This window comes from Pseudoruegeria sp. HB172150 (assembly GCF_013184805.1).
Lineage (GTDB): Bacteria > Pseudomonadota > Alphaproteobacteria > Rhodobacterales > Rhodobacteraceae > Psychromarinibacter.
Genome location: NZ_JAATNG010000006.1, coordinates 116,230 through 140,841, shown reverse-complemented (window position 1 = coordinate 140,841; position 24,612 = coordinate 116,230). Strand labels below are relative to the sequence as shown.

The 24,612-nt window shown below is 66.3% G+C and carries 23 protein-coding genes; 13 read left to right on the top strand and 10 right to left on the bottom strand.

What is annotated here, in order from left to right:
• Positions 1-95: 95 nt before the first annotated feature.
• From HCO70_RS21105 to HCO70_RS21095, 3 genes are all read left to right on the top strand, one after another.
• Positions 96-1,103, top strand: a complete 1,008-nt coding sequence (locus HCO70_RS21105) for an ABC transporter permease (RefSeq protein WP_172299871.1) — start codon at positions 96-98, stop codon at positions 1,101-1,103.
• On the top strand, positions 1,096-2,064 hold the full coding sequence (locus tag HCO70_RS21100) for an ABC transporter permease (RefSeq protein ID WP_172299870.1): 969 nt from the start codon (positions 1,096-1,098) through the stop codon (positions 2,062-2,064). The genes HCO70_RS21105 and HCO70_RS21100 overlap by 8 nt, the downstream gene beginning before the upstream one ends.
• A gap of 207 nt (positions 2,065-2,271) precedes the next feature.
• Positions 2,272-3,333 (top strand): YeeE/YedE family protein, encoded by a 1,062-nt coding sequence (locus HCO70_RS21095; protein ID WP_172299869.1) that lies wholly within the window; start codon positions 2,272-2,274, stop codon positions 3,331-3,333.
• Positions 3,334-3,356: 23 nt separating this feature from the next.
• Here HCO70_RS21095 and HCO70_RS21090 read toward each other — a convergent pair whose 3' ends face one another.
• The 5 genes from HCO70_RS21090 to HCO70_RS21070 all read right to left on the bottom strand — a co-directional run bounded on the left by HCO70_RS21090 (position 3,357) and on the right by HCO70_RS21070 (position 10,195).
• Positions 3,357-4,637 carry a DUF3422 family protein gene (locus HCO70_RS21090; protein WP_172299868.1) on the bottom strand — a complete coding sequence of 427 codons (1,281 nt, stop codon included), beginning with the start codon at positions 4,635-4,637 and terminating at the stop codon, positions 3,357-3,359.
• 250 nt (positions 4,638-4,887) lie between these two features.
• Positions 4,888-6,063 (bottom strand): type III PLP-dependent enzyme, encoded by a 1,176-nt coding sequence (locus tag HCO70_RS21085; RefSeq protein WP_371742294.1) that lies wholly within the window; start codon positions 6,061-6,063, stop codon positions 4,888-4,890.
• A gap of 530 nt (positions 6,064-6,593) precedes the next feature.
• The gene (locus HCO70_RS21080; protein ID WP_172299866.1) at positions 6,594-8,039 is read right to left on the bottom strand and encodes an NAD(P)(+) transhydrogenase (Re/Si-specific) subunit beta; all 1,446 of its coding nucleotides are present in this window, start codon (positions 8,037-8,039) and stop codon (positions 6,594-6,596) included.
• A 13-nt stretch (positions 8,040-8,052) separates the two neighbouring features.
• Positions 8,053-9,627 (bottom strand): Re/Si-specific NAD(P)(+) transhydrogenase subunit alpha, encoded by a 1,575-nt coding sequence (locus HCO70_RS21075; RefSeq protein WP_172299865.1) that lies wholly within the window; start codon positions 9,625-9,627, stop codon positions 8,053-8,055.
• Between the two features lie 124 nt (positions 9,628-9,751).
• Entirely contained in the window at positions 9,752-10,195 is a 444-nt protein-coding gene (locus HCO70_RS21070; protein WP_172299864.1) for an isoprenylcysteine carboxylmethyltransferase family protein, read from the bottom strand.
• A 91-nt stretch (positions 10,196-10,286) separates the two neighbouring features.
• Here HCO70_RS21070 and HCO70_RS21065 point away from each other — a divergent pair, with 91 nt between their 5' ends.
• From HCO70_RS21065 to kynU, 3 genes are read left to right on the top strand one after another with little or no spacing between them, the layout of a single operon-like run.
• The gene (locus HCO70_RS21065; RefSeq protein WP_172299863.1) at positions 10,287-11,045 is read left to right on the top strand and encodes an SDR family NAD(P)-dependent oxidoreductase; all 759 of its coding nucleotides are present in this window, start codon (positions 10,287-10,289) and stop codon (positions 11,043-11,045) included.
• Positions 11,046-11,411 (top strand): MmcQ/YjbR family DNA-binding protein, encoded by a 366-nt coding sequence (locus HCO70_RS21060; RefSeq protein ID WP_172299862.1) that lies wholly within the window; start codon positions 11,046-11,048, stop codon positions 11,409-11,411.
• Positions 11,408-12,598 carry a kynureninase gene (gene kynU, locus HCO70_RS21055; protein ID WP_172299861.1) on the top strand — a complete coding sequence of 397 codons (1,191 nt, stop codon included), beginning with the start codon at positions 11,408-11,410 and terminating at the stop codon, positions 12,596-12,598. Before HCO70_RS21060 ends, kynU begins: the two co-directional genes overlap by 4 nt.
• Position 12,599: 1 nt before the next feature.
• Here kynU and HCO70_RS21050 read toward each other — a convergent pair whose 3' ends face one another.
• The 4 genes from HCO70_RS21050 to HCO70_RS21035 form a co-directional block, all read right to left on the bottom strand.
• Positions 12,600-13,763 carry a YgcG family protein gene (locus HCO70_RS21050; RefSeq protein ID WP_172299860.1) on the bottom strand — a complete coding sequence of 388 codons (1,164 nt, stop codon included), beginning with the start codon at positions 13,761-13,763 and terminating at the stop codon, positions 12,600-12,602.
• Between the two features lie 69 nt (positions 13,764-13,832).
• Positions 13,833-14,609 (bottom strand): gamma-glutamyl-gamma-aminobutyrate hydrolase family protein, encoded by a 777-nt coding sequence (locus HCO70_RS21045; protein WP_172299859.1) that lies wholly within the window; start codon positions 14,607-14,609, stop codon positions 13,833-13,835.
• A gap of 141 nt (positions 14,610-14,750) precedes the next feature.
• On the bottom strand, positions 14,751-15,179 hold the full coding sequence (locus HCO70_RS21040) for a heme-binding protein (RefSeq protein ID WP_172299858.1): 429 nt from the start codon (positions 15,177-15,179) through the stop codon (positions 14,751-14,753).
• Positions 15,180-15,298: 119 nt separating this feature from the next.
• Entirely contained in the window at positions 15,299-17,446 is a 2,148-nt protein-coding gene (locus HCO70_RS21035; RefSeq protein WP_172299857.1) for a malate synthase G, read from the bottom strand.
• Between the two features lie 218 nt (positions 17,447-17,664).
• On the opposite strand from HCO70_RS21035, the gene HCO70_RS21030 reads away from it, so the two are divergent.
• From HCO70_RS21030 to HCO70_RS21010, 5 genes are read left to right on the top strand one after another with little or no spacing between them, the layout of a single operon-like run.
• Complete coding sequence (locus HCO70_RS21030; RefSeq protein WP_172299856.1) at positions 17,665-18,306, top strand: dihydrofolate reductase family protein; 642 nt, start codon at positions 17,665-17,667, stop codon at positions 18,304-18,306.
• Positions 18,303-18,638, top strand: a complete 336-nt coding sequence (locus HCO70_RS21025; protein WP_172299855.1) for a helix-turn-helix transcriptional regulator — start codon at positions 18,303-18,305, stop codon at positions 18,636-18,638. Before HCO70_RS21030 ends, HCO70_RS21025 begins: the two co-directional genes overlap by 4 nt.
• Complete coding sequence (locus HCO70_RS21020; protein WP_172299854.1) at positions 18,635-19,102, top strand: SRPBCC family protein; 468 nt, start codon at positions 18,635-18,637, stop codon at positions 19,100-19,102. Before HCO70_RS21025 ends, HCO70_RS21020 begins: the two co-directional genes overlap by 4 nt.
• A gap of 26 nt (positions 19,103-19,128) precedes the next feature.
• Complete coding sequence (locus HCO70_RS21015) at positions 19,129-20,031, top strand: alpha/beta fold hydrolase (RefSeq protein ID WP_172299853.1); 903 nt, start codon at positions 19,129-19,131, stop codon at positions 20,029-20,031.
• Positions 20,032-20,066: 35 nt separating this feature from the next.
• Positions 20,067-20,948 carry an SRPBCC family protein gene (locus tag HCO70_RS21010; RefSeq protein WP_172299852.1) on the top strand — a complete coding sequence of 294 codons (882 nt, stop codon included), beginning with the start codon at positions 20,067-20,069 and terminating at the stop codon, positions 20,946-20,948.
• A 38-nt stretch (positions 20,949-20,986) separates the two neighbouring features.
• On the opposite strand, the gene HCO70_RS21005 is transcribed toward HCO70_RS21010, so the two are convergent.
• Entirely contained in the window at positions 20,987-21,181 is a 195-nt protein-coding gene (locus HCO70_RS21005) for a hypothetical protein (RefSeq protein WP_172299851.1), read from the bottom strand.
• Positions 21,182-21,285: 104 nt separating this feature from the next.
• Here HCO70_RS21005 and pepN point away from each other — a divergent pair, with 104 nt between their 5' ends.
• Both pepN and HCO70_RS20995 read left to right on the top strand, forming a co-directional pair.
• Complete coding sequence (gene pepN / locus HCO70_RS21000; protein ID WP_172299850.1) at positions 21,286-23,859, top strand: aminopeptidase N; 2,574 nt, start codon at positions 21,286-21,288, stop codon at positions 23,857-23,859.
• Positions 23,859-24,605: an SDR family oxidoreductase gene (locus HCO70_RS20995; RefSeq protein ID WP_172299849.1), complete on the top strand. Its 747-nt coding sequence runs from the start codon at positions 23,859-23,861 to the stop codon at positions 24,603-24,605. Before pepN ends, HCO70_RS20995 begins: the two co-directional genes overlap by 1 nt.
• Positions 24,606-24,612 lie beyond the last annotated feature (7 nt).

The following is a 24,612-nucleotide window of genomic DNA, read 5'->3' as shown; positions in this document are numbered from 1 at the left end:
GGATGCCCGCCGCCCGCGGGCATCCCGCCTGATGTACTGACTGCAAGAGCCCACAAGATGCTTCGCCAGCCCGTCTCGCCGAGAATACCTCCCAGATGCTGACCTTTACGATCCGCCGCCTGTTGCTGGCGATCCCGACCCTGCTGTTCATCTCGCTGGTGATCTTCCTGCTGCTTGAACTGGCGCCGGGCGACCCGATGGCGCAGGTGCCGCTGACGGTCCCGCCAGAGGTCAAGGAGAAGATGCGCGAGGCCCTTGGGCTGGGCGACCCGGTTTACATCCGGTTCTGGAAATGGCTAGTGCAGTTCTTCTGGGTCGAACCGATGCACCTGATCGACAACCTGTTCGGCACCTCCCTGGCCGAGGGCCAGCAGCGGGTGATTTCCTGGCAGACCCGGTCGCCGGTCATGGATATCGTCGCCCAGCGCATTCCGCAGACGCTGTGGGTCGTGGGCGTTGCCTATGTCGTCGCCGTGATCATCGCGATCCCGATCGGCGTCTATTCCGCCTATCGCCAGTACAGCTGGTTCGACCAGGCCGGCACATTCGTGACGATGGTCGGCTTTTCCGTGCCGCCGTTCTTTTCCGGCGTGCTGGTGATCGTGATCTTCTCGGTCCACCTTGGCTGGTTCCCGTCGATCTACGACACCACGCACAAGGTGACCGACTGGGACAGTTTCGTCGTGCAGCTGAAGCAGATGGTGATGCCGGTGATGGTGCTGGCGCTGCAGATCACCAGCCAGATCAGCCGCTTCATGCGCGCCTCTATGCTCGACAACCTCGGCCAGGACTACGTGCGCACCGCCCGCGCCAAGGGCATGACCGAAAAGGCCGTCGTGCTGATCCACGTGCTTCGCAACTCGATGATCCCCGTGATCACGGTGATCGCGCTGGGGATCCCTTCGATCTTCGGCGGGGCGATCATCACCGAGCAGGTGTTCAAGGTGAACGGCATCGGCCAGCTTCTGATCACCGCGATCTACGCCAACGACATCCCGATGGTGCAGACGCTGACATTCATCTTCGCCGTGCTGATCGTTCTGTTCAACCTGATCGCCGACGTGCTCTACGGCATCCTCGACCCGAGAATCCGCTATGACTGACCCCGAGCGCCCCACCGAGCCCGCAAGCAACCCGGCCGGCGCCGGAGCCGTTCCGGCCACGGACGCGGCCGGAAGCTACCGCGCGCCGCGCAACCAGTGGTGGGACGTCTGGGATCAATTCAAGTCCCACAAGGGTGCCGTGATCGGCGCCGTGTTCTTCATCCTGATGGTCGCCGCGGTCTATCTGGGCCCGTATATCTGGACCATCGACCCGACCTATATCGACATCCGTGCAAAGAACCAGGGACCGAACCTGCTGCACCCGATGGGGACCGACCAGCTTGGCCGCGATACGCTGGCGCGGATGCTGGCCGGGGGCCAGGTGTCGATCGCGGTGGGGCTGACCGCGATGGCGCTGTCGATCCTGATCGGCACGGTGATCGGCGTGCTGGCGGGGTATTTCCGCCGCCTCGACGGGCCGCTGATGCGGTTCACCGACCTGTTCCTTGCCCTGCCCCTGCTGCCGCTGCTGCTGGTGGCGGTGCTGCTGTTCCGCGACATGCTGTCGGCCGCCTTCGGGCCCGAGGGCGGGGTGTTCATCCTGATCGTGTCGCTGATCGGCATCACCTCGTGGATGCAGACGGCGCGGATCGTGCGCGGCGACGTGCTGGCGCTGAAGGAGCGGGAATTCGTGCTGGCGGCGCGGTCCATCGGCACGCCGTCGCAGCGGATGGTGACGCGGCATATCTTGCCGAACGTGCTGTCGCCGATCATGGTTTCGGCGACGCTCGGGATCGCGACGGCGATCATCACCGAGTCGGCGCTGTCGTTCCTCGGCTTCGGGTTTCCGCCCGACTTCCCCACCTGGGGGCGGCTGCTGTTCGACGCGGTCGACCGGATGCAGCTTTACCCCGAGCGGGTGATCTGGCCGGGGCTGGCGATCTCGCTGACGGTGCTGTCGGTAAACTATATCGGCGACGGGCTGCGTGACGCGCTGGATCCGCGGATCCGGGGACGTTGAGTCAAATAAGAACGGGCAGCCCTGCTGGATGGGCCGGTGCGGAACGCCGGCCTGCCTGAGCCGCGCCAATACGTACCTGATATCGCGGTTTCGGCCGAAATCGGGAAAACGTTCCGGTTTCGGCGTCGATTTCAGCCATTCGCATGCTTGAATGACAGGCATTTCCGGCGCAGGTGGAACATGTTCCCGCGCGCGAGGAGATCCGCCATGTTCGAAGAGCTCGGTTTCGAAACCCTGACCGCCCCGCAGGCCGCGATCTGGCTTGGGGTGCTGCTTGGCCTCGGTTTCGGCGCGCTGGCGCAGGTTACCCGGTTCTGCCTGCGCCGCAGCCTTGTCGGAGAGCCCGGCGAGCGCCGGAGTGCCGCGGGCGTATGGACGATAGCGCTGGCCGTGGCGGTGATCGGGACGCAGGCCGCGGTGGCGATGGGCTGGATCGGGTTCGGTGAGCATCGGTTTCTCGATCCCAACCTGCCGGTTCTGGCGATCGCGATCGGCGGGCTGGCGTTTGGCGCCGGCATGGTTCTGACCCGCGGCTGCGTCTCGCGCCTGACGGTGCTGGTCGCGGGCGGCAACCTGCGCGCGCTGACCGTGCTGCTGATCTTTGCGATCAGCGCGCACGCGACGCTGAAGGGCGTTCTGTCGGGGGTCCGCACCGGGCTTGGCAGCGTGACGCTGCCGCTGGGCGAGACCACCTCGCTGGCCGCGCTGCCTGGCGGCGCGCTGCTCTGGGGCGGGCTGATCGCGGTGGCGGCGCTTGCCATCGCCCTGCGCTCCGGCGCGCGGCCCCTGCAGCTGGCGCTTGCTGCCGCACTCGGCCTGCTGGTTCCGCTGGGATGGGTCGGGACCGGCTATGTCCTCTACGACGATTTCGACCCCATCGCGATGCAGTCGCTGAGCTTTACCCTGCCCTATGCCGACACGCTGTTCTGGACCGTCGCCGCCACCTCGATTCCGGCGAGCTTTGGCGTCGGGCTGGTGGGCGGCACCGTGGCCGGAGCGTTGGTCCTGACCGTGCTGCGGCGCGAATTCAGATGGCAGAGCTTCGAGACCCCGGCGCAGACCGGCCGCTACGTTCTGGGCGCGCTGCTGATGGGCTTTGGCGGCGTTCTGGCAGGTGGCTGCTCGGTCGGGGCGGGCCTGTCCGGCGTGCCGACGCTGGGCCTTGCCGCGATCCTCGCGCTGGCCTCCATCGCGGCGGGCGCGCTTGCGACCCACCGCATGGTCGACGCCCGCAGAGTGGCCGCAACGGCGGCGGTTCCCGCCGAATAGGTGCTGCTGCGTCCGGGCCGACCTCAGTGCAGGCGGTTGCGGATGCGGCGGACCATCAGGAAGACCGCGATCACGACGACCGGCACCAGCATGGCCGTCAGGTTGCCCTTGGACACCCCCAGCGGTTCCGCCAGCGGATAGGCGAGGTAGCTGGCGAGGCTGACCGCGTAGTAGCTGATCGCGACGACCGACAACCCCTCGACCGTTTCCTGCAGCCGCAGCTGGATCTGCGCACGCTGGTCCATGCTTTCCAGTAGCTTCTGGTTCTGCGCCGAGCGTTCCACGTCGACCCGCGTGCGCAGCAGCTCTCCGGCGCGCGCCGCGCGCTCCGCCATCGACTGCAGCCGCGCCTCGGTGGCCGCGACGGTGCGCATCGCCGGATCGAAGCGGCGCGCCATGAATTCCTGGAAACTCTGGCGGCCCTCGTAGCGCGCCTCGCGCAGGACCGCGATCCGCTGGTCCACCAGCGCCGCATAGGCGCGCGTGGCCGAGAAGCGGTAAGTGGACTGCGACAGCAGCGTCTCCAGCTCGGCATTGACGCCGAGCAGACCGCGCAGCGTTTCCTCCGCCGGTTCACTCTGCGCCGTCATCGCCTCCATCAGCGCGCCGAGCCGCAGGTCGGTGGCGCCCAGCTCCGGCGACAGCCGCCGGGCACGGGCGAAGCCCAGCATCGACATCGTCTTGTAGGTCTCGATCTCGCAGATGCGCTGCAGGATGCGTCCCTGCCGCGACGGGCCGGTATCGGCGCGGGGAAAGACCGCGAACCGCATGTGCCCTGCCGGATCGATGCGGAAATCCCCGGCGATGATCACGGCCCCGTCGAGGATTTCGCTGACGGCAAGGCTTTCCGGAACGAACCAGCGCAGCAGCTTTTCGGTCGGGTCGACGCCTTCCGCCTGCGGCTCGAACCGGATCAGTGCCGAGGTGATCCGCGCGCCGGGGGCGGCGTCCAGCCAGTCGGCGGGAAAGACCTCGAACTCCGCCGGATCGAAGGGACGGTCCGGCAGGTCGTTCGAGATCGCGGTATAGGTCACGAACTCGGTATGGCTTTCCCATTTCAGCCGGAACGGGCCCAGATCCGCGGAGTAATGCGTGGCGCCGGGCTGCGGATGCTGCGCGCCGAAGCGGTCCAGCAGCGCGACAAGGTGGGCACGGTCCTGGCCCCGGTCGCGGTTGGCCGCGTCCTCGGGCTGCTTCACCGCCAGATAGGCGGCGCGGGCCGGCGCCTTCAGCTGCGGGAAGGGCCGCGCGTGCAGCTCGTTGGCCAGCTCGTAGCGGAGGGCGTGATCCTGGATCGAACTCATGACAGTACCGTTGCGTCAGGACCTCACGGTACGGGGATTGCCGCGCCTGTAAACGGGTTTCGCCCGCTCTGCGGCGCTTTCGCGCGGGAAGGGACCGTCCCGCCGCCTCCTCGCGGCAGGACGGTCAGGGCCCGTCGTCCAGATGCTTTGCGCCCGCCCGGCGGCCGGACGCCGGCGATCGCCCCCGCAATCGCCGCGCCTCGGGCCTCCGGTTGCCCGCCCATGGCCGGGCGCGCCGCACCCCGGCCGGTCAGATGACCAGCACGTCGAGCGGCGGGAAGCCGTTGAAGCCCACGGAGCTGTAGGACGAGGTGTAGGCGCCCGTGTTGCGGATCACCACCTTGTCGCCCGCCTTCAGGTTCAGCGGAAGCTGCACCGGGCGTTTTTCGTAGAGCACGTCCGCGCTGTCGCAGGACGGGCCGGCGAGGATGCAGGGACCGGTCTGGCCGCCGTCATGCGGGGTCAGGAACTGGTAGCGGATCGCCTCGTCGATGGTCTCGGCGAGACCGGAGAACTTGCCGATGTCGAGATAGACCCAGCGGTGCAGGTCGTCCCCGGTCTTGCGCGAGACCAGCATCACCTCGCAGGCGATGGCGCCGCATTCGCCGACAAGGCCGCGGCCGGGTTCCGCCATGATGCGGGCGCCGGGGAAGCGGGCCTCGACCATCATGCGGACTTCGGCAGCGTAGGCGGCGGGCGCCTCGATCGGCTCGCCGTAGAAGGCCGGGAAGCCGCCGCCGATGTTGATCAGCGACAGGGCGTGGCCGGCGGCCAGCGCATCGGCCCAGATCGTCGAAACGTAGTCCAGCACGCCGGTCCACATGGTGGCGCGGCGGGTCTGCGAGCCGACGTGGAAGGACAGGCCGACCGGATCGAGGCCCAGGTCCGTCGCATAGGCCATCAGCGCCAGAGCGGTGTCGCGGTCGCAGCCGAATTTGCGCGACAGCGGCCAGTCGGCCTCGGGGTTGTCGACCAGCAGGCGGATATAGACCATGGCGCCGGGCGCATACTCGGCGATCTTCTCCAGCTCCTCATGCGCGTCGGCGGCGAAGAGGCGGATGCCGGCGGCGTGGGCGAAGGCAATGTCGGAGGCGCGCTTGACGGTGTTGCCAAAGGAGATCTGCTCGGGGCGGGCGCCCTGCGACAGGCAGAGCTCGATCTCGCCACGGGAGGCGGCGTCGAAGTTCGAGCCTTCCTGCACGAGGCGCTCGACGATCTCGCGGGCCGGGTTGGCCTTGACGGCGAAGTGGATGTGGGCGTGGCCCAGGCCGGATTTCAGCGCGTGGAACCGCTCGGCCACGACATCGGTGTCGAGCACCAGAGTGGGGCGGTCGAATTCATTCGCAGCGATGAAACGCTCGACACGGGACGGCAGGGATACGGGTACGGACGGCAGGGAGCCGTCGAACAGCATCGTCATGGTCATCTCCAATAGACCCGGCCATATATGACCGCTCAGTTCCAAGGGAGACGTTACCGTCGCTACGTAAACGCGGGCGAATGCGATGCCGGCCAGAGGCGCGTGCGTTGGCGTCTTGGCCGCGCATATGGGGCCAATTCCTGAGTCGCGCAAGAGGGTTTTTTCGGCGTGGCTGCGAATTTTTCCGGCGGAGTCGGAACGGGCGGATTTTGCCACACGTGGCGGGGTTTGGCGGGGCGCCCGGGCAGCGTCTGCGGGGAACGAGTTCCGAATTCCTGCCGTGTTAACCGCGCCTTAAGGTGAACCGGTGCATGGTGATCCGGCCGACGACCTGCCCGCGTTCCTTGATGGCGGAGCAGGACGAAACATCCTGTTTCATCGCGGCCCAGCACAGGACAGAGCGGATGAACGCGGCGAAGCATCCCGCCCCAATTTCGGGGCGGAATGCTTCGGGTCCGGGGATACCGGGCCTTGGCCCCGGTCTACCCTCGTCGGAGTGAACAGCCGGTTAAGCCGCGCCGGAGCCCGGCGCCGGTTCAGTCGATCATCGGCAGCAGCTTGTCGATCGACGCCTTGGCGTCGCCGTAGAACATCCGCGTGTTCTCCTTGTAGAAGAGCGGGTTCTCGATACCGGAATAACCGGTGCCCTGGCCGCGTTTCGACACGAAGACCTGCTTCGCCTTCCACACTTCCAGCACCGGCATACCGGCGATGGGCGAGTTCGGATCATCCTGCGCCGCCGGGTTCACGATGTCATTCGAGCCGATGACGATGACCACGTCCGTGTTCGGAAAGTCGTCGTTGATCTCATCCATCTCCAGCACGATGTCATAGGGCACCTTGGCCTCGGCCAGCAGCACGTTCATGTGCCCCGGCAGGCGCCCGGCGACCGGGTGGATGGCAAAGCGCACCTCCTTGCCCGCCGCGCGCAGCTTGCGGGTCAGTTCGCTGACCGACTGCTGCGCCTGCGCCACCGCCATGCCGTAGCCGGGCACGATGATCACGCTGTCGGCCTCGTTCAGCGCATTGGCGACGCCGTCGGCCTCGATGGCGATCATCTCGCCCTCGATCTCCTGCGCCGGGCCCTGGGTGCCGCCGAAGCCGCCGAGGATCACCGAGACGAAATGCCGGTTCATGGCGCGGCACATGATGTAGCTGAGGATTGCGCCCGAGGAACCCACCAGCGCGCCGGTGACGATCAGCAGGTCGTTGCCAAGGGTGAAGCCGATGGCCGCCGCGGCCCAGCCGGAATAGCTGTTCAGCATCGAGACGACGACCGGCATGTCCGCGCCGCCGATCCCCATGATCAGGTGCCAGCCGATGAAACCGGCGATCACGGTGACCAGCACCATGGTCCAGACCCCGGCGCCGCCGAAATACATCAGGCCGAGGATCAGGCATGCCAGCGCCGCACCGGCGTTCAGCATATGGCCGCCGGGCAGCTTCTCGGGCTTGCCGTCGATCTTGCCGGCGAGCTTGCCGAAGGCCACGACAGAGCCGGTGAAGGTGACCGCGCCGATGAAGATGCCGAGGAAGACCTCGACCTTCAGGATCGCCACCTCGACGGCGTCCTTGTGCCAGAGCTTCTCGCCGAAGCCGGTCAGACCGGCATCGGCCATCGCGGTGCCGGCGGCCTTCAGCTCGTTGACAGCGCCAAGCATCACGTCGGCATTGAGGCCGATGAACACCGCGGCGAGGCCGACGAAGGAGTGCAGCGCCGCGACCAGCTGTGGCATCTCGGTCATCTGCACCCGGCCCGCCACGAAGGCGCCGGCCACCGCGCCGCCGGCGATGGCGACGAGGATCAGGAACAGGTTCGACACGCCGGGGCCGAAGATGGTGGCGACGACCGCCAGGAACATGCCGACGATGCCGTACCAGATCGCGCGCTTGGCGCTTTCCTGGTTCGACAGGCCGCCGAGGGCGAGGATGAAGAGGACGGAGGCCGCGATATAGGCGGCAGAGACGATACCGGCAGACATGATCCCTACCCCCTTACGACTTCTGGAACATGGCGAGCATCCGGCGGGTGACCAGGAAGCCGCCGACGATGTTGATCGAGGCGATCAGCACCGCGACAAAGGACAGTAGCACCACCAGCCAGCTGGCTGCGCCGATCTGCAGCAGGGCACCGACGATGATGATGCCCGAGATCGCGTTGGTGATCGCCATCAGCGGCGTGTGCAGCGCGTGGCTGACGTTCCAGATCACCTGGAAGCCGATGAAACAGGCCAGCACGAAGACGATGAAATGGCTCATGAAGCTTTCCGGTGCCCAGGCGCCGATCAGGAACAGCACCACCGCGCCGATGCCCAGATAGGTCACCTGGCGCCGTGTCGCTTCCCTGAAGGCCAGAAGCTCCTGCTCTCGCTTCTCGGCAGGGGTCAGTTCCTTCACCGGCTCCTTCTTCGGCGCGGCGGCGATCGCCGCGACCTTGGGCGGCGGTGGCGGGAAGGTAATCTCGCCGTCATGGGTGACGGTCGCGCCGCGGATCACGTCGTCCTCCATGTTGTGCACGACATGGCCGTCCTTCTCGGGCGTTAGGTCGGTCATCATGTGGCGGACGTTCGAGGCGTAGAGCGTCGAGGCCTGCGTCGCCATGCGGCTGGGGAAATCGGTGTAGCCGATGACCGTGACGCCATTGTCGGTCACGATCTTCTGGTCGGGCACGGTCAGTTCGCAGTTGCCGCCGCGCTCGGCGGCAAGGTCGACGATGACGGAGCCGGGCTTCATCGCCTCGACCATGTCCTTCGTCCACAGCACCGGCGCGTCCCGGTTCGGGATCAGCGCCGTGGTGATGACGATGTCCATGTCGGGGGCCAGCTCGCGGAACTTCTCAAGCTGCTTCTCGCGGAACTCCGGCGAGGACGGCGCGGCATAGCCGCCGGTCGATGAGCTGTCCTGCGACGATTCCACGAAATCGAGGAAGACGAACTCGGCGCCCATCGACTCGATCTGCTCGGACACTTCGGGGCGCACGTCGAAGGCGTAGGTGATCGCGCCCAGCGAGGTCGCGGTGCCGATGGCGGCAAGCCCGGCGACGCCGGCGCCGACGACCAGTACCTTGGCGGGCGGGACCTTGCCCGCCGCGGTCACCTGCCCGGTGAAGAAACGGCCGAAATTGTTGCCCGCCTCGATCACCGCGCGGTAGCCGGCGATGTTCGCCATCGAGGACAGCGCGTCCATCTTCTGGGCGCGGCTGATCCGCGGCACCATGTCCATCGCGATCACGTTCGCGCCGCGGGTCTTCGCCAGCTCCATCAGCGCCTCGTTGGCGCCGGGGTAGAAGAAGGAAATCAGCGTCTGACCCTTGTTCAGCCGCTTGATCTCGGTGTCGCTGGGCGGGCGCACCTTGGCGACGATGTCGACCGCCTTGTAAAGCGCCGCGGCGCTCTTGATGATCTCGACACCGGCCGCCTTGTAGGCCGCATCCGGGAACCCGGCGGCCTCTCCCGCCCCGGCCTCGATCGCACAGTCGTAGCCCAGTTTTTGCAGCTGCGCCGCGCTCTCCGGCGTCATCGCAACGCGCGCCTCGCCCTCGTAAATCTCTTTCGGTGTCCCGATTTTCACCAGTCACTCCCTTGTCGCAGACATTTCCGGCCGGCTGACGGACCGCTCGCTGCCGAGAGATATCTTGCGCAAGGTAAGTTCACAAGCCATCGGCGGCGCAGAAGAAAGTTTCGCATGGGCGATTTCAGATCCAGCGGCGGGTGCGGGCCATGTAGGCCGCGTAGGCCTGAGGGAAAGCGGCGCCGACCCGTGCTTCCTCGGGCAGGATGAAGCGGGTCCGGATGATCCAGACGAAGAGCGGCAGCAGGATCAGGGGCAGGATCGCCCGCCAGTAGAGGATGGCACCGGCGAGGATCATCGCGTCGGCGAGATAGATCGGATTGCGCGACCACCGGTAAACGCCGGAGGAAATCAGCGCGTTGGGATGGTCACCGGGAATGATCGAGGTCTTGGCGCGGCGAAATTGCCAGGCTGCGGCGAAGAGAAGGACCGCACCGAGGATCGCGATGACCGGCCCGGCGATCGCCGCCCATGCGCCGAAGGCCGGGACCGGCACGAGGCGGCCCAGCGCCCAGGCGGCGGCCAGCGCGGCGATCAGCCAGACAGGGGGCATGTCGATCCATCTCATGGAGCAACGCTAGCCGGGCCGCGATCCGCCGCCAAGCCACTCTTGCGCCGCAGGGTGCGGGGGATAGAGTGACCGGCAAAGGAGGACCCCCATGAAACTTGCAGGCAGGCACGCGCTGGTCACCGGCGGCGGGACCGGCATCGGGCTGGGCATTGCGGCAGCGCTGGCGGAAGCCGGGGCGGAGGTGACGATCACCGGCCGCAGGCTAGACCGGCTGCAGGACGCGGCGGCGGGCAACCCCCGGCTCCACGCGCTGGAGATGGACGTGACCGACGAAGCCGCCGTGACCGGAGGCTTTGCACAGGCGGTGGAGGCGCACGGCCCCGTCGCCATCCATGTCGCCAATGCGGGCGTCGCCGAGGGCCGCTCGATCCTGAAGACCGATCTGGAGTTCTGGCGGAAAATCCTGACCACCAATCTCGACGGCGCCTTCCTGACGATCCGCGAGGCGCTTAAGACCATGTCGCAGCTGGATTACGGGCGGGTCATCGCGGTTTCGTCCATCGCCGGGCTGAAGGGCCTCAAGGGCGCGCCGGCCTACACGGCCAGCAAGCATGGCATGATCGGCCTGATCCGCGGCCTGAGCGCCGATTACATCGGGCGCGGCATCACCTTCAACGCGCTCTGCCCGGGCTATGTCGACACCGACATCGTCGACTACAACGTCCAGTCGATCATGAAGCGCGCCAAGGTGACCGAGGCGGAGGCGATGGATATCATGGTGAACGCCAACCCCCACAAACGCCTGATCGGCGTGGAGGAGGTAGCGGGCGCGGCTGTCTGGCTGTGCGACCCGGCCTCTGGCAGCGTCAACGGCCAGGCCATCGCAATTGCAGGCGGCGAGGTCTGAGTGACCCGCGACGAGTTCAACGCGTTCTGCGGCGGTCTCGCCGCGACCGATCATGTGGTACAATGGGGCAATGCCGATGTCTGGAAGGTCGGCGGCAAGGTCTTTGCGATCTGCGGCTGGAACGACGGGCGCGACGCTTTCACCTTCAAGGCGGGCGATATCGCCTTTGAAGTGCTGAAGGACGCGCCCGGCATCCGCCCCGCCCCCTACCTGGCCTCGCGCGGCATGAAATGGCTGCAGCATTACGCCGCGCCGGGGCTTCCGGATGGCGAATTGCGGGAGCATATCCACGCCTCCTACCGCATGGTCGCGGAGGGCCTGTCGCGGAAGAAGCGTAAAGAGCTGGGAATAGAGTTGCCGGAATGACCGATTTCACCGCCACGCGCGCGCTGTTCGACCTTCCCGAGGGGGTGATCTACCTCGACGGCAACTCGCTGGGCCCCCTGCCCCGCGCCGCCGCCGACCGGGTGGCGCAGGCGGTGAAGGACGAATGGGGCGGGATGCTGATCACCGCTTGGAACCGCGCCGGATGGATGGAACAGCCGAGACGGCTGGGCGACCGTATCGGGCGGCTGATCGGGGCGGCCCCGGGCACGGTCATGGTCGGCGATACCCTGTCGCTCAAGGTGGTGCAGGCCCTGCACGCGGCGCTGACGCTCCGGCCCGGCCGGCGCGTGGTCCTGTCGGACAACGGCAATTTCCCGACCGATCTTTACGTGGCGCAGGGGCTGCTCGCCGCCCTCGGCCCCGGCTACGAGCTGCGGACCGTCGCGCCGGAACACGTGGCCGACCATATCGACGAGACCGTCGCCGTCCTGATGCTGACGGAGGTGGATTACCGCACCGGGCGGCGCCACGACATGGCCGCGCTGACCCGCAAGGCGCATGCCGTCCACGCGCTCACACTCTGGGACCTTGCGCATTCCGCCGGCGCGCTGCCCGTCGACGTGACCGCGGCGAGGGCCGATTTCGCCGCCGGCTGCACATACAAGTACCTCAACGGCGGCCCCGGCGCGCCGGCGTTCGTTTACGTGGCGCCCGAGCATCAGCAGATCGCGCCGCTGCTTTCGGGATGGCTTGGCCACGAGGCGCCGTTTGCCTTCGATCCCGATTACCGCCCCGGCGCCGGGATCGAGCGGATGCGCATCGGCACGCCGCCGGTGCTGCAGATGGCGGCGCTCGATGCCGCGCTGGACATCTGGGACGGTGTGGACATGGTCGCGCTGCGCGCGCGTTCCGTCGAGCTGTCGGAGCTGTTCATCGCCGAGGTGGAGGCGAACTGCCCTGCCCTGACACTGGCCAGCCCGCGCGATCCGGCGCTGCGCGGCAGCCAGGTCGGGTTCCGCCACCCCGAGGGCTACGCAATCATGCAGGCGCTGATCGCGCGCGGCGTGATCGGCGATTTCCGGGCCCCGGATATCCTGCGCTTCGGCATCACGCCGCTTTACCTCGGTGCAGAGGACATCCGCCGGGCGGTCGTGATCCTGAGGGAGATCCTCGAAAAAGGTCTCTGGGACCGCCCCGAATACCGCGCCCGCGCCGCCGTGACCTGAACTACCAGCTGCCGCTGGCGCCGCCGCCAGAGGACGAACCGCCACCGAAGGACGACCGGCTGGAGCCGGAGGAACTTTCCGATTTCTTCGGGATCGTCCGGATCTCGGTGTCGTGGTGGCCGCAATTCTCGCAGTCATAGGTCACGCGCTTGCGCCCGGTGCTGCTGGTCGTCGCGTGTTCGAGGATCTCGGTCGTGCTCCGCAGCGTGCGATAGCTGCAGGCCGGACAGGCACTGAGGCTGGAGAAGATCGCCGGATAGCGCTTGATCTCCATCGACCCGCAGGACGGGCAGTACCAAACGTCGTAGTCCACCGATTTCAGGAATTCCTCCAGCTGCTGACCGCCGTCGAGATGCGCGTCATCGGCCTGCTCGCCCGCCCGCTGCATCCATGTATCGCATTGCGCGCAGCGACGTGGCCGGTTGCGGAGGTGCCGCCGCACCGCAAGGAACAGGGCTCCGGCCGCTCCGGCGGCCAGCGCCACCAGCCCGACCCAGACATCGGTCAGCACCCGGGCGATGCGGTTGAAGCCGCGCTCCAGAGTGCCGCTGTCCTCTTCGCCGGGGTAGAGACCGGTCAGTTCATAGATCGTCTCCTCGACCCCGTTCAGGATCCCCGCCTGATAATTCTCCTCGCGGAAATCCGGCAGGAACCCGTCGTCGATCACCCGCTGCATGCGGTCGTCCCAGGACGACGCATAGCCGGCGCCGATCTCGATCCGCATGCGCCGGTCGCCTTCGGAGACCAGCACCAGCACACCGTCATTGGATTCAGCGTTGCCGATGCCCCAGTCGTTGAACAGCGCCGTGGCGAAGCTTTCGAGCGAGCCCTGCCAGCCGTAGGTGCCAAGGCTGTCGATGGTCAGCACCGTCATCTCTACCCCGGTCCGGTCGTAGAGGCCGATCATCTCGCCGCGGATCTCTTCCTCCGCCGCCGGGTCCAGAAGGTCCGCGTAATCGTTGACGTAAACGTCCTGATAGCCGGGAATACCGTCCGCCTGCTCGCCTGCGCTGGAGGAATGGGTCGCAGACTCCGCCGACCGGACGCCAGCCTCGACCGGCGCGTCCGGCCGCGTCATCCAGCCGACGGCAAAGCCGATCGCCAGGCCGACGGCGATGGTGACGAGGGCGATCAGCCCGGCAAACCTGAGATCGTAGCGCGTCAAGGGTCCCTCCCCGGTATCGTTCCTTGCAGGGCGAACCCTATTCTGGGTCGTACGGGGAGGGAATTCGGTTCAAGCGCTCTTCAGCTTCGGACGGCTGCCGCGCGCGACCCAGTCGCGCACCGCGTCGCCGAAGGCATGGAACAGCCTGGTCGACACCGGGTCATTCTCGGCATTGAATTCCGGGTGCCACTGTACCGACAGGGTAAAGCCGGGCGCGTTCTTGACATACAGCGCCTCGGGCGTGCCGTCATCGGCAAGCCCGTCGACGACGATCCGCTCGCCGGCCACGTCGACGCCCTGGCCATGCAGCGTGTTGGTCATCACCTGGCGGTCGCCCATCAGGTGGTGGAACACACCGCCCTCGGCAAAGGTCACGCATTGGCGCAGTTCGAATATCTCTTCCTGCGTGCCATCCTTAGGCATGCGGTGGTTGAACCGCCCCGGCAGCTCGCGGATTTCCGGGTGCAGGGTGGAGCCATAGGCCACCGCCACCTCCTGAAACCCGCGGCAGATGCCGATATAAGGCTGGCCGCGTTCAGTCAGCGCCCGGATCAGCGGCAGCGTGATGCGGTCGCGTTCCCGGTCGAAGGTGCCGTGCGCCTCGGTCGCCTCCTGGCCGTATTCGACCGGGTGGACGTTGGCGCGGCCGCCGGTAAAGACGAAGCCGTCGAAATGGTCGAGCAGGTCGTCGACGTTCATCAGGTCCGGATCGGTCGGGATGATCACCGGCACGCAATCCGCCACCTTCGATACCGCGGCGGAGTTGTGGTACCCGCCCGCATGCACCCGGTAGGTATCGGAGATCATGTGCTGATTGCCGATGATGCCGACGAGGGGGCGTGCCATGCTCGAAACCTCTTTCTGTTCGATGCAGAATATAAGCGGATCAAACAGATGTGAACAGGGCCGCCTTTGCACAGCCGCCTGTGCAGCCGTGCAGAAGGCTGTCGAATGCGCAGGAAACGGGCAGCTGCGGGGCGAAACGCCCTATGCCTCGCCGTCCAGCCCCGCCGCCGCGACCCCGGCCAGCCCCGCCTCTGCATCGTTGTCGCTGGTATCGCCGGTCACGCCGACCGCGCCGACGACCGCGCCGCGCTTGTCGCGCAGCAGGATGCCGCCCGGCACCGGCACCACCGCGCCGCCGTAGACGCCGTTCACCGCCGCCATGAAATAGGCCTGGCTTTCGGCCCGCGCCATTTGCGCCTTGCCGGCCATGCCCAGCATCACCGCGCCATAGGCCTTGCCGTGGGCGATCGCAAAGCGCCCGGGCGCCGCGCCGTCCTCGCGCTCGAAGGCAAGCACGTGGCCGCCAGCGTCCAGCACCACGACCGAGAGCGGCTTCAGCTCCATTTCGCGGCCCTTGTCCAATGTCTTGCGAATGATCGTGCGCGCCTTGCGCAGGGTCACGTCTGCCATCGTCGTCCTTTCCTGTCCCTGCGGAGACCTTTCCGGATCCCCTGCTTCTTCTGGTTGAAAATATCCCAGGGGGGTCTGGGGGGACAGCGTCCCCCCGGCCTCTCCGCCGGAGAAACCCCTTACCCCTGCGCCTTCAGCTGCAGCCGCCGCGCGTGCAGTACCGGCTCGGTATAGCCCGAGGGCTGGTCCGTGCCCTTGAACACAAGGTCGCAGGCCGCCTGGAACGCGACGCCGTCATAGCCCGGCGCCATCGGCCGGTAGGCGGGGTCGCCCTCGTTCTGGCGGTCGACGACCTTGGCCATTTTCTTCAGCGCCTCCATCACCTGCGCGCGCGTCACCACGCCGTGATGCAGCCAGTTGGCCAGCGCCTGGCTGGAGATCCGGCAGGTCGCGCGGTCCTCCATCAGGCCGACATCGTTGATATCCGGCACCTTTGAGCAGCCGACGCCCTGATCGACCCAGCGCACCACGTATCCGAGGATGCCCTGCGCGTTGTTCTCGATCTCGGCGGCGATGTCGGCGTCGGACAGGTTCTCGCCCCGCTGCACCGGCACTGTCAGCAGGTCAGAAAGCGTCCCGTGCGGGCCGCCGGCGGCGATCTCGTCCTGACGCGCGAAGACGTCGACGTGGTGGTAATGGGTGGCGTGGAGCGTCGCGGCGGTGGGCGACGGCACCCAGGCGCAGTTCGCGCCGGATTTGGGGTGTCCGATCTTGGTTTTCAGCATGTCAGCCATCAGGTCAGGCATCGCCCACATCCCCTTGCCGATCTGCGCCTTGCCCTGCAGTCCGCAGGCAAGCCCGATATCGACGTTGCGATCCTCGTAGGACAGGATCCAGGGCGCGTTCTTCATCTCGCCCTTGCGGATCATCGGGCCGTATTCCATCGCGGTGTGGATCTCGTCGCCGGTACGGTCGAGGAAGCCGGTGTTTATGAAGGCCACCCGGTGCTTCGCCGCCCGGATGCATTCCTTGAGGTTCACGGAGGTGCGCCGTTCCTCGTCCATGATCCCCAGCTTCACCGTGTATTGCGGCAGGCCCAGCATCTCTTCGACCCGCGAGAATATCTCGTCGGCGAAGGCGACCTCTTCCGGTCCGTGCATCTTGGGCTTCACGACGTAGATGGACCCGGCCACCGAGTTCCGCTCGCCATTGGTCTTGTTGAGGTCGTGCATCGCGATCAGCGTGGTGATCGCGGCGTCCATGATGCCCTCGGGCACTTCCTTGCCGTTCGGATCGAGGATCGCCGGGTTGGTCATCAGGTGGCCGACATTCCGCACCAGCATCAGCGCCCGGCCCTTCAGGGTCAGCGCGCCGCCTTCCGGCGTCACGTAATGGCGGTCGGGATTCAGGGCGCGGGTGAAGGTCTTGCCACCTTTCGACACCTCCTCGGTCAGATCGCCGCGCATCAGGCCAAGCCAGTTGTAATAGGCCAGCGCCTTGTCCTCGCCATCGACGCAGGCGACGGAATCCTCGCAGTCCATGATGGCGGAGACGGCGGATTCGAGGTGGATGTCGGATATCCCCGCAGGGTCCTGCCCGCCGACCGGCGTGGAGGGGTCGACGACGATCTCGATATGCAGCCCGTTGACTCGCAGCAGGACCCGAAGCGGGTCAACCGCATGGCCGGCGAACTGCACCGGATCGGCAAGGCCGGTCTCGCCCTTGTCGTTCTCGACCAGCAGCTTGTCACCTTCGACCCTCAGCGCGGTCACGCTGGCCCAGGACCCGCCTGCCAGCGGCGCCACGGCGTCGAGATGTGCCTTGGCCCAGGCGATCACCTGCTCGCCGCGTGCGGGGTCGTAGCCGCCGCCCGGAGGTGGCGATCCGAGCGCGTCGGTGCCGTAGAGCGCATCATAGAGCGAGCCCCAGCGCGCGTTCGCGGCGTTCAGCGCGTAGCGGGCGTTGGTGATCGGCACCACCAGCTGCGGACCGGGGATGGTCGCGATCTCGGGGTCGATATTCGTGGTTTCGATGGAAAACGCCTCGCCCTCGGGCACGAGGTACCCGATCTCGCGCAGGAAGGCTTCGTGCTCTGCCGGGTCCTGCGGCGCGCCCTTCCGGTCGCCGAACCAGGCATCCAGCTGCGACTGCATCGACGCGCGTTTTTCGAGAAGGGCGGCGTTCTTCGGTCCCAGATCCTCGATCAGCTGCGCCAGATCCTGCCAGAACTGCACCGGATGAATATCGAGCCCGTCGGTGGCGATATCCTCGATGAACCCCGCCAGCGTCCTGTCGATATCCAGGTTCGCCCTCGTCACACGCGCCATGCAATCTCCCCTTTTCCGTTCGGACCCAATGCCGTTCGAAACGGCCTTGCCCTGCATAGGGCAGATGCGATGGCGCTGGCAACCGATCCGGGCGCGACAGCAGTTTTCGCGCTCCGGGAGGGATTCCGCCGATAGTTAGGCGATCACCTAAATATCTCTTGCCGAATCGAGTCCCGCCAATTACTTAGGGATCAACCTAAGTAAAAGGGATCGCTGCCATGACCCGCCTACGCATTGAAAGCTTCGCCGTCTCGCTCGACGGCTACGGCGCCGGACCTGAGCAAAGCCGGGACAACCCGATGGGCCGGAACGGGATGTCCCTGCACGGCTGGGCCTTTGCCACCCGCACCTTCCGCAAGATGTTCGGGCACGAGGGCGGCTCCACCGGCGAGGACGACCGCATCGCCAAACGCGGGTTCGAGAGTATCGGCGCGTGGATCATGGGCCGGAACATGTTCACCCATGAACGCGGCGACTGGTTCGATCCCGACTGGAAAGGCTGGTGGGGCGACGAGCCGCCCTATCACTGCGATGTCTACGTGCTGACCCACCACCCGCGCCCGGCGCTCGAACACGGCGGGACGACTTTCCACTTCGTCACCGACGGCATCCGCGATGCGCTGGACAGGGCCCGGGAGTCGGCAAAGGGCAAGGACATCCGCCTTGGCGGCGGCACGAAGACGCTGCGCGCCTACCTGTCTGCCGGTCTTGTCGACGAGGCGCATTTCGCCATTTCGCCGGTTCTTCTGGGCCGTGGAGAAGCGGTGTGGACCGGGCTCGACCTGCCCGGCCTCGGCTACACGATCAAGGAGACCACGGTGACCGACCTCGCGACCCATATCCGCCTTCAGAGGGAATGACCGGTCAGAAACTTGACCGCCTGTTCCAGGCGCTGGCCGACCCCACGCGGCGGGCCGTTCTCGCGCGGCTTTCCGCCGGACCCGAAAAGGCAAGCGTTCTGGCGGAACCCTTCGACATGGCCCTGCCTTCCTTCATGGAGCATCTGAAAAAGCTTGAAGAGGGAGGGTTGATAGAGACCACGAAACGCGGACGCACGCGGTACTGCGCTCTCAAACCCGGCGCACTGAACCCGGTGCGCGACTGGATGGAAGAACAGCGCGACCTCTGGGAGGCGCGCCTCGACAACCTGGAAGACTATTTGGAAACGCTTTTGAAAGAGGAAAAAAGATGACTGCCGAAACCGATCTCGTCCTGCATCGCATCCTGAAAGCCCCCCGTTCCCTTGTCTGGCGCTGCTGGACCGACCCGGAGCTTCTGAAGCCGTGGTTCATCCCGAAGCCGCATTTCATCTCGGAGGTGAAGATGGATGTCCGGCCCGGCGGTCAGTTCTTCACCATGATGAACGTCGACGGAAACGCCTATCCCAACGACGGATCGTTCCTTGAAGTCGTGCCGGAGGAAAAGCTGGTCTTCACCGACCTTCTGCTCGCCGATTACCAGCCGGTCGCGGAACCGGGGCTCGGCTTTACCGCGACGCTGACCTTCAAGGATCACCCCGAGGGCACGGAATACACCGCGCTGGCCCGTCACCGGACGCCGGAACAGGCAGAGAAGCACGAGGAGATGGGCTTCTCCCAGGGCTGGGGCACCGTTGCCACGCAGCTCGAGGAATTCGCCCGCAGCCTGATGGACTGATTTGGACACCGAAGGGAGGAGCTGCCATGACCCTCACGAGACGCGATTTCGCCAGTGGCGCGCTGCTGGCCGCCACAGCGCTGGCTGCCACTCGCGCAGCTGCTCAGGCGAGCCCGACGACCGGCTATAAGACCGTCAACGGCGTCGACTACTACTACGAAATTGTTGGTGAAGGAGAGCCCCTGCTGCTCCTCCACGGCGGGCTTGGCGCGGCCGACATGTTCGGGCCGAATACTGCCCTGCTCGGCGAGGACCGCCAGCTGATCCTCGTGGATCTGTATGGCCACGGGCACACGGCGCTGACCGAGCGGCCCGTGGGTTACGAGACGATGGGCGACGACATGGCCGGGCTGCTCGACGCCCTCGGGTATGATACCGTCGACGTCCTTGGCTACTCGATGGGTGGCGGCATCGCCTTTCAGCTCGCCGCGCAGCACCTCGACAAGGTGCGCCGCATGGCGCTTGTTTCGACCGGGTTTTCCCGCGACGGGTGCTATGCCGACATCCTCGCCATGCAGGCGATGGTCGGCGCGGACATGGCCGGGGCGATGCAGGGCACGCCGATGCACGCGACCTATATGGCCCGCGCGCCAAAGCCCGAGGATTTCCCGCGCCTGCTGGACGAGATGGGCACGCTGATGAAGACCGGTTACGACTGGTCGGACGAAGCGAAGGCGCTGCCGATGCCGGTCATGCTGGTTTACGGCGACTCCGACATGTTCCGCCCGGAGCATGAGATTGCCTTCTTCCAGCTGCTCGGCGGCGGGCTGAAGGACGGCGGATGGCAGCGCGAAAGCGTCACGCAGAACCGCCTCGCCATCCTGCCCGGGCGTACGCACTACGAGATGGGCGTCGCCCCGGAACTGCCCGGCACGGTTCTGCCCTTCCTGAACGGAACCGAGCCGAAGGCGGTCTGGACCGCCAACTGACCGCGCGCATTTCTTTGAATTACGGGACCCGATCCATGACCGACGCTGCCGAAGCCGACCGCACCCTCACGATCACCCGCGTCATGCCCGCCCCGCGCAGCGCGGTCTGGGCCGCCTGGACAGATCCGAAACGCCTGCCGCAATGGTGGGGGCCGCGCGGGTTTACCTGCCGCACGCACGAGATCGACATCCGCGAGGGCGGCGTCTGGCGCTTTCACATGATCGGGCCGGACGGCACCATCTATCCCAACCGCCACCGCTTTACCCGCATCGCGCCGGAACATGCCATCGACTACCTGCTAGACGATGACGGCAAGGGCGACCACAGCTTTGACGCCGTCGTTACTTTTGAAGAGGTCAAGGACGGCACCGAGGTTTCCCTGCGCATGGTCCTGCCCACCGCCGAAGAAGCGCGGATGGTGGAACAGTTCGGCGCCGTGCCGCATGGCTACACCACCCTCGACTGCCTGACAGAGGCGGCGATGGGGGACAGTGTCCTGTCGCTCACGCGGCTGCAAAACACCCCGCCCGAAAAGCTTTGGGAATTCTGGACAGAGCCGGAGCACCTGCAGCACTGGTTCGTGCCGGATGGGATGACCGTTGCGGAAACCGACTTCCTCCCCCGCGAGGGCCAGTCGTGGCGCACCGTCATGGTCGGCGAGGACGGCACCCGCTACCCCGTGCGCGGACGATTCGTCACCGTCGAGGCACCGCGCCGCCTGGTTTTCACGCATGGCTGGGAAGATGAAGCGGGACAGGTCGCGGCTGAGACAACCGTCACGGTCAGTATCAGCCTGCTTGGCAGCGGCTCGAAACTGACCTTGGTGCAGGAAAACCTTGCCAGCGCTGCCTCGCGCGACGGTCACCGGGAAGGATGGGGCGAGACGCTGGACAGCCTGTTGCGTTACGCGGGCTGAACCGTCTGCGCGGGCTGCCCCATCTGCGAAGTAGTGAGCTAATTCGAAGCACGAAGTTCCTCTGTCGTCGTCAGTTTCGACTCCGTGTCGCCGCGGTCTTCTCCCTGAACGGCGAGATACCCGAGGAACCATGCGGTCAGCAGTGTCGCGAAGATCAGCGCAAGCGCGATTCCGGCCAGCGGCGCCCAATGCCGCCGCTTCTGCTTTTCGATATTTGTCTTCGGTGCGGACATTGGGCTTCCTTTCTTTGCGTCTGCAGCCATTGAAGAGCGCGTTTCAGAGTTCTAACGTCCTCCGGAAGCTCAATGTTCCTCAGTTACCTAACGGGATTTCCTGAATGAAAGACGCGTCGCCCCAGCCGGTCTTCCTGGCCGACTACACGCCGCCCGCCTTCCTGATCGACGGCGTCTCGCTGATTTTCCGGCTCGATCCGGAGGCGACACGCGTGATCTCGAAGATCGCGTTCCGCCCGAATCCGGAGGCCGCACCGGGCCAGAACCTGGAACTTCACGGCGAGAACCTGAAGCTGATCCGCGCCACCGTGGACGGCACCGACATCACCCGCGATTGTGCGGTGTCGGAGACAGGGCTGACGCTCGGCGCCTCCGACCTGCCCGGGGGCGCCTTCACCTGGGAGGCCGAGGTCGAGATCAACCCGAAGGCCAACACCGCGCTGGAAGGGCTCTACATGTCGAACGGCATGTACTGTACCCAGTGCGAGGCCGAGGGCTTCCGCAAAATCACCTTCTACCCGGACCGGCCGGACGTGATGGCCACCTTCGACGTGCGCATCGAATCCGAGCAGCCGGTGATGTTGTCGAACGGGAACCGCGGCGGTTCCGGCCCTGGTTTCGCCGAATGGTCCGATCCCTGGCCCAAGCCCGCCTATCTCTTCGCCCTCGTCGCCGGCGACCTGCGCGCGGTGAAGGATACCTTCACCACCCGATCCGGGTCCAAGGTGGAGCTGGGCATCTACGTTCGTCCGGGCGACGAGGCGAAATGTGACTACGCACTGGACGCCCTGAAACGGTCGATGCGGTGGGACGAGGAGGTTTACGGTCGCGAGTACGACTTGGACATTTTCAACGTCGTGGCCGTCGATGACTTCAATATGGGGGCAATGGAGAACAAAGGGTTGAACATTTTCAACTCCAAGTACGTTCTCGCTTCTCCCGACACCGCGACCGATGTGGATTACGAAAACATCGAGGGAATCATCGCCCACGAGTATTTCCACAACTGGACCGGCAACCGCATCACCTGCCGCGACTGGTTCCAGCTCTGCCTCAAGGAAGGGCTGACCGTGTTCCGCGACCAGCAATTCTCGGGCGACATGCGGTCCCACGCGGTGAAGCGGATCGAGGACGTGCTGGCCCTGCGCGGCCGCCAGTTCCGCGAGGATAACGGCCCGCTCGCGCACCCGGTGCGGCCGTCCTCTTTCGTCGAGATCAACAACTTCTACACCGCGACCGTCTACGAGAAGGGCGCTGAGGTGATCGGGATGCTGAAGCGGCTGGTCGGCGACGATGGCTACGCCAAGGCGCTGGACCTCTATTTCGACCGCCACGATGGCGATGCCGCCACCATCGAGGACTGGCTGCAGGTCTTCGAGGACGCGACGGGCCGCGACCTGACCCAGTTCAAGCAATGGTACACGCAGGCCGGAACCCCGCGCCTGTCGGTCAGGGACGCGTTCGAGGACGGCACCTACACCCTGACTTTCAGCCAGCGCACGTCCCCGACCCCGGGCCAGCCCGACAAGGGCCCGCAGGTGATCCCCGTGGCGGTTGGCCTGCTGAACCCGAACGGCGACGAAGTTCTGCCGACGCAGATGCTGGAAGTGACCGAGGCGGAGCAGAGTTTCTCTTTCGACGGGCTCGCGTCGAAGCCGGTGCCGTCTATCCTGCGCGATTTCTCTGCGCCCGTCATTCTGGAACGCGACAGCAACACCGAGGAACGCGCGTTCCTGCTGGCGCATGACACCGACCCGTTCAACAAGTGGGAAGCCGGCCGCGCGCTGGCGAAAGACGTGCTGGCGCGTATGGTGACGGAAAAGGCCGCGCCGGGGCCTGCCTATCTGGATGCGCTGGAACGGGTGGCGCGCGACGACGGGCTCGACCCGGCCTTCCGCGCGCTGGCGCTGCGGCTGCCATCGGATGACGACATGGCGCAGACGCTGTTCGACGCGGGCACGGTGCCGGACCCGCTGGCGATCCATGCGGCCCGTGAAAAGCTGTATCAGGCCCTGGCCGAGCATCTGTCGCGGATCCTGCCCGAGATCTACGAGGCGATGAATATCCCCGGCCCCTATTCGCCCGATCCGAAGGCGGCCGGCTGCCGGGCGCTCCGGCTGATGGCACTGGGCCTGCTGTCGCGCCTCGACGGCGGAAAGGCGGCGGAAAAGCAGTTCCGCGCCGCCGACAACATGACCGAACAGCTCGGCGCGCTCGGCTGCCTGCTGGATATCGGTGCCGGGCAGGAAGAGGTCGGCCGGTTCTACCGCCAATGGCAGGGCGACCGTCTGGTGATCGACAAGTGGTTCGCCCTGCAATGCAGCCGCACAGCACCACTGGCCGCCGCAGCGACCGCGCGGGCGCTGACCGAGCATCCCGATTTCGACTGGCGCAATCCGAACCGCTTCCGCTCGGTGATCGGCGCTTTGGCGATGAATTCGGCCGGGTTCCACGATCCGTCCGGAGCGTCCTACGATCTGGTGGCGGACTGGCTGATCCGCCTTGACCCGCTGAACCCGCAGACTACCGCACGCATGACCACCATGTTCGAGACATGGCGGCGGTACGATGCCGACCGGCAGGCCCTGATGCGCGCGGCGCTGCAGCGGATTGCGGCGGTTCCGACCCTGTCGCGCGACACCACGGAAATGGTGGGCCGCATTCTGGGGGATGACTGATGCGGCCTTCGGTCCTGATCACCGGCGCCAGTTCCGGCATCGGCGCGGCCTGTGCGCGGGCCTGCGCCGTGGCCGGCTATGACGTCGGGATCGGTTATCGCAGCGACCGTGCGGGCACCGAGGCGGTCGCGGCGGATGTCGAGGCTGCGGGGGCCAAGGCCGTGCTGCTGCAGGGCGACGTGGCCGTCCCGGAAGAGGTCGACGCGATCTTTGCCGCTTTCGACGCGGCCTTCCCCCGGCTCCACGCGCTGGTCAACAATGCCGGGATCGTGGCGGAGGCGGCGCGGCTTGACGAGATGGAGCCGGAACGGCTGCAGCGGATGTTCGCGACCAATGTGACCGGGGCATTTCTTGTGGCGCGGAACGCGGTTCGCCGGATGTCCACGCGCCACGGTGGCGCTGGTGGTGCCATCGTGAACATCTCCAGCGTCGCCGCGCGGATCGGCTCTCCGGGATTGTTCATCGACTATGCCGCCAGCAAGGGCGCAATCGAGTCGCTGACCACGGGTCTGGCGCAGGAGGTCGCGACCGAAGGCATCCGGGTGAACGCCATCCGTCCCGGTCTGATCGAGACGGCGATCCATGGAAAGGGCGGCATGTCCGACCGGCTGGCGAAAATCGGCCACACCGTTCCCATCGGCAGGCCCGGCACGGCAGAGGAAGTCGCCGAAGCGGTGATCTGGCTGCTATCGGATAAGGCCAGCTACGTGACCGGTGCGGGCCTCGACGTCAGCGGCGGACGCTGACGGTCTG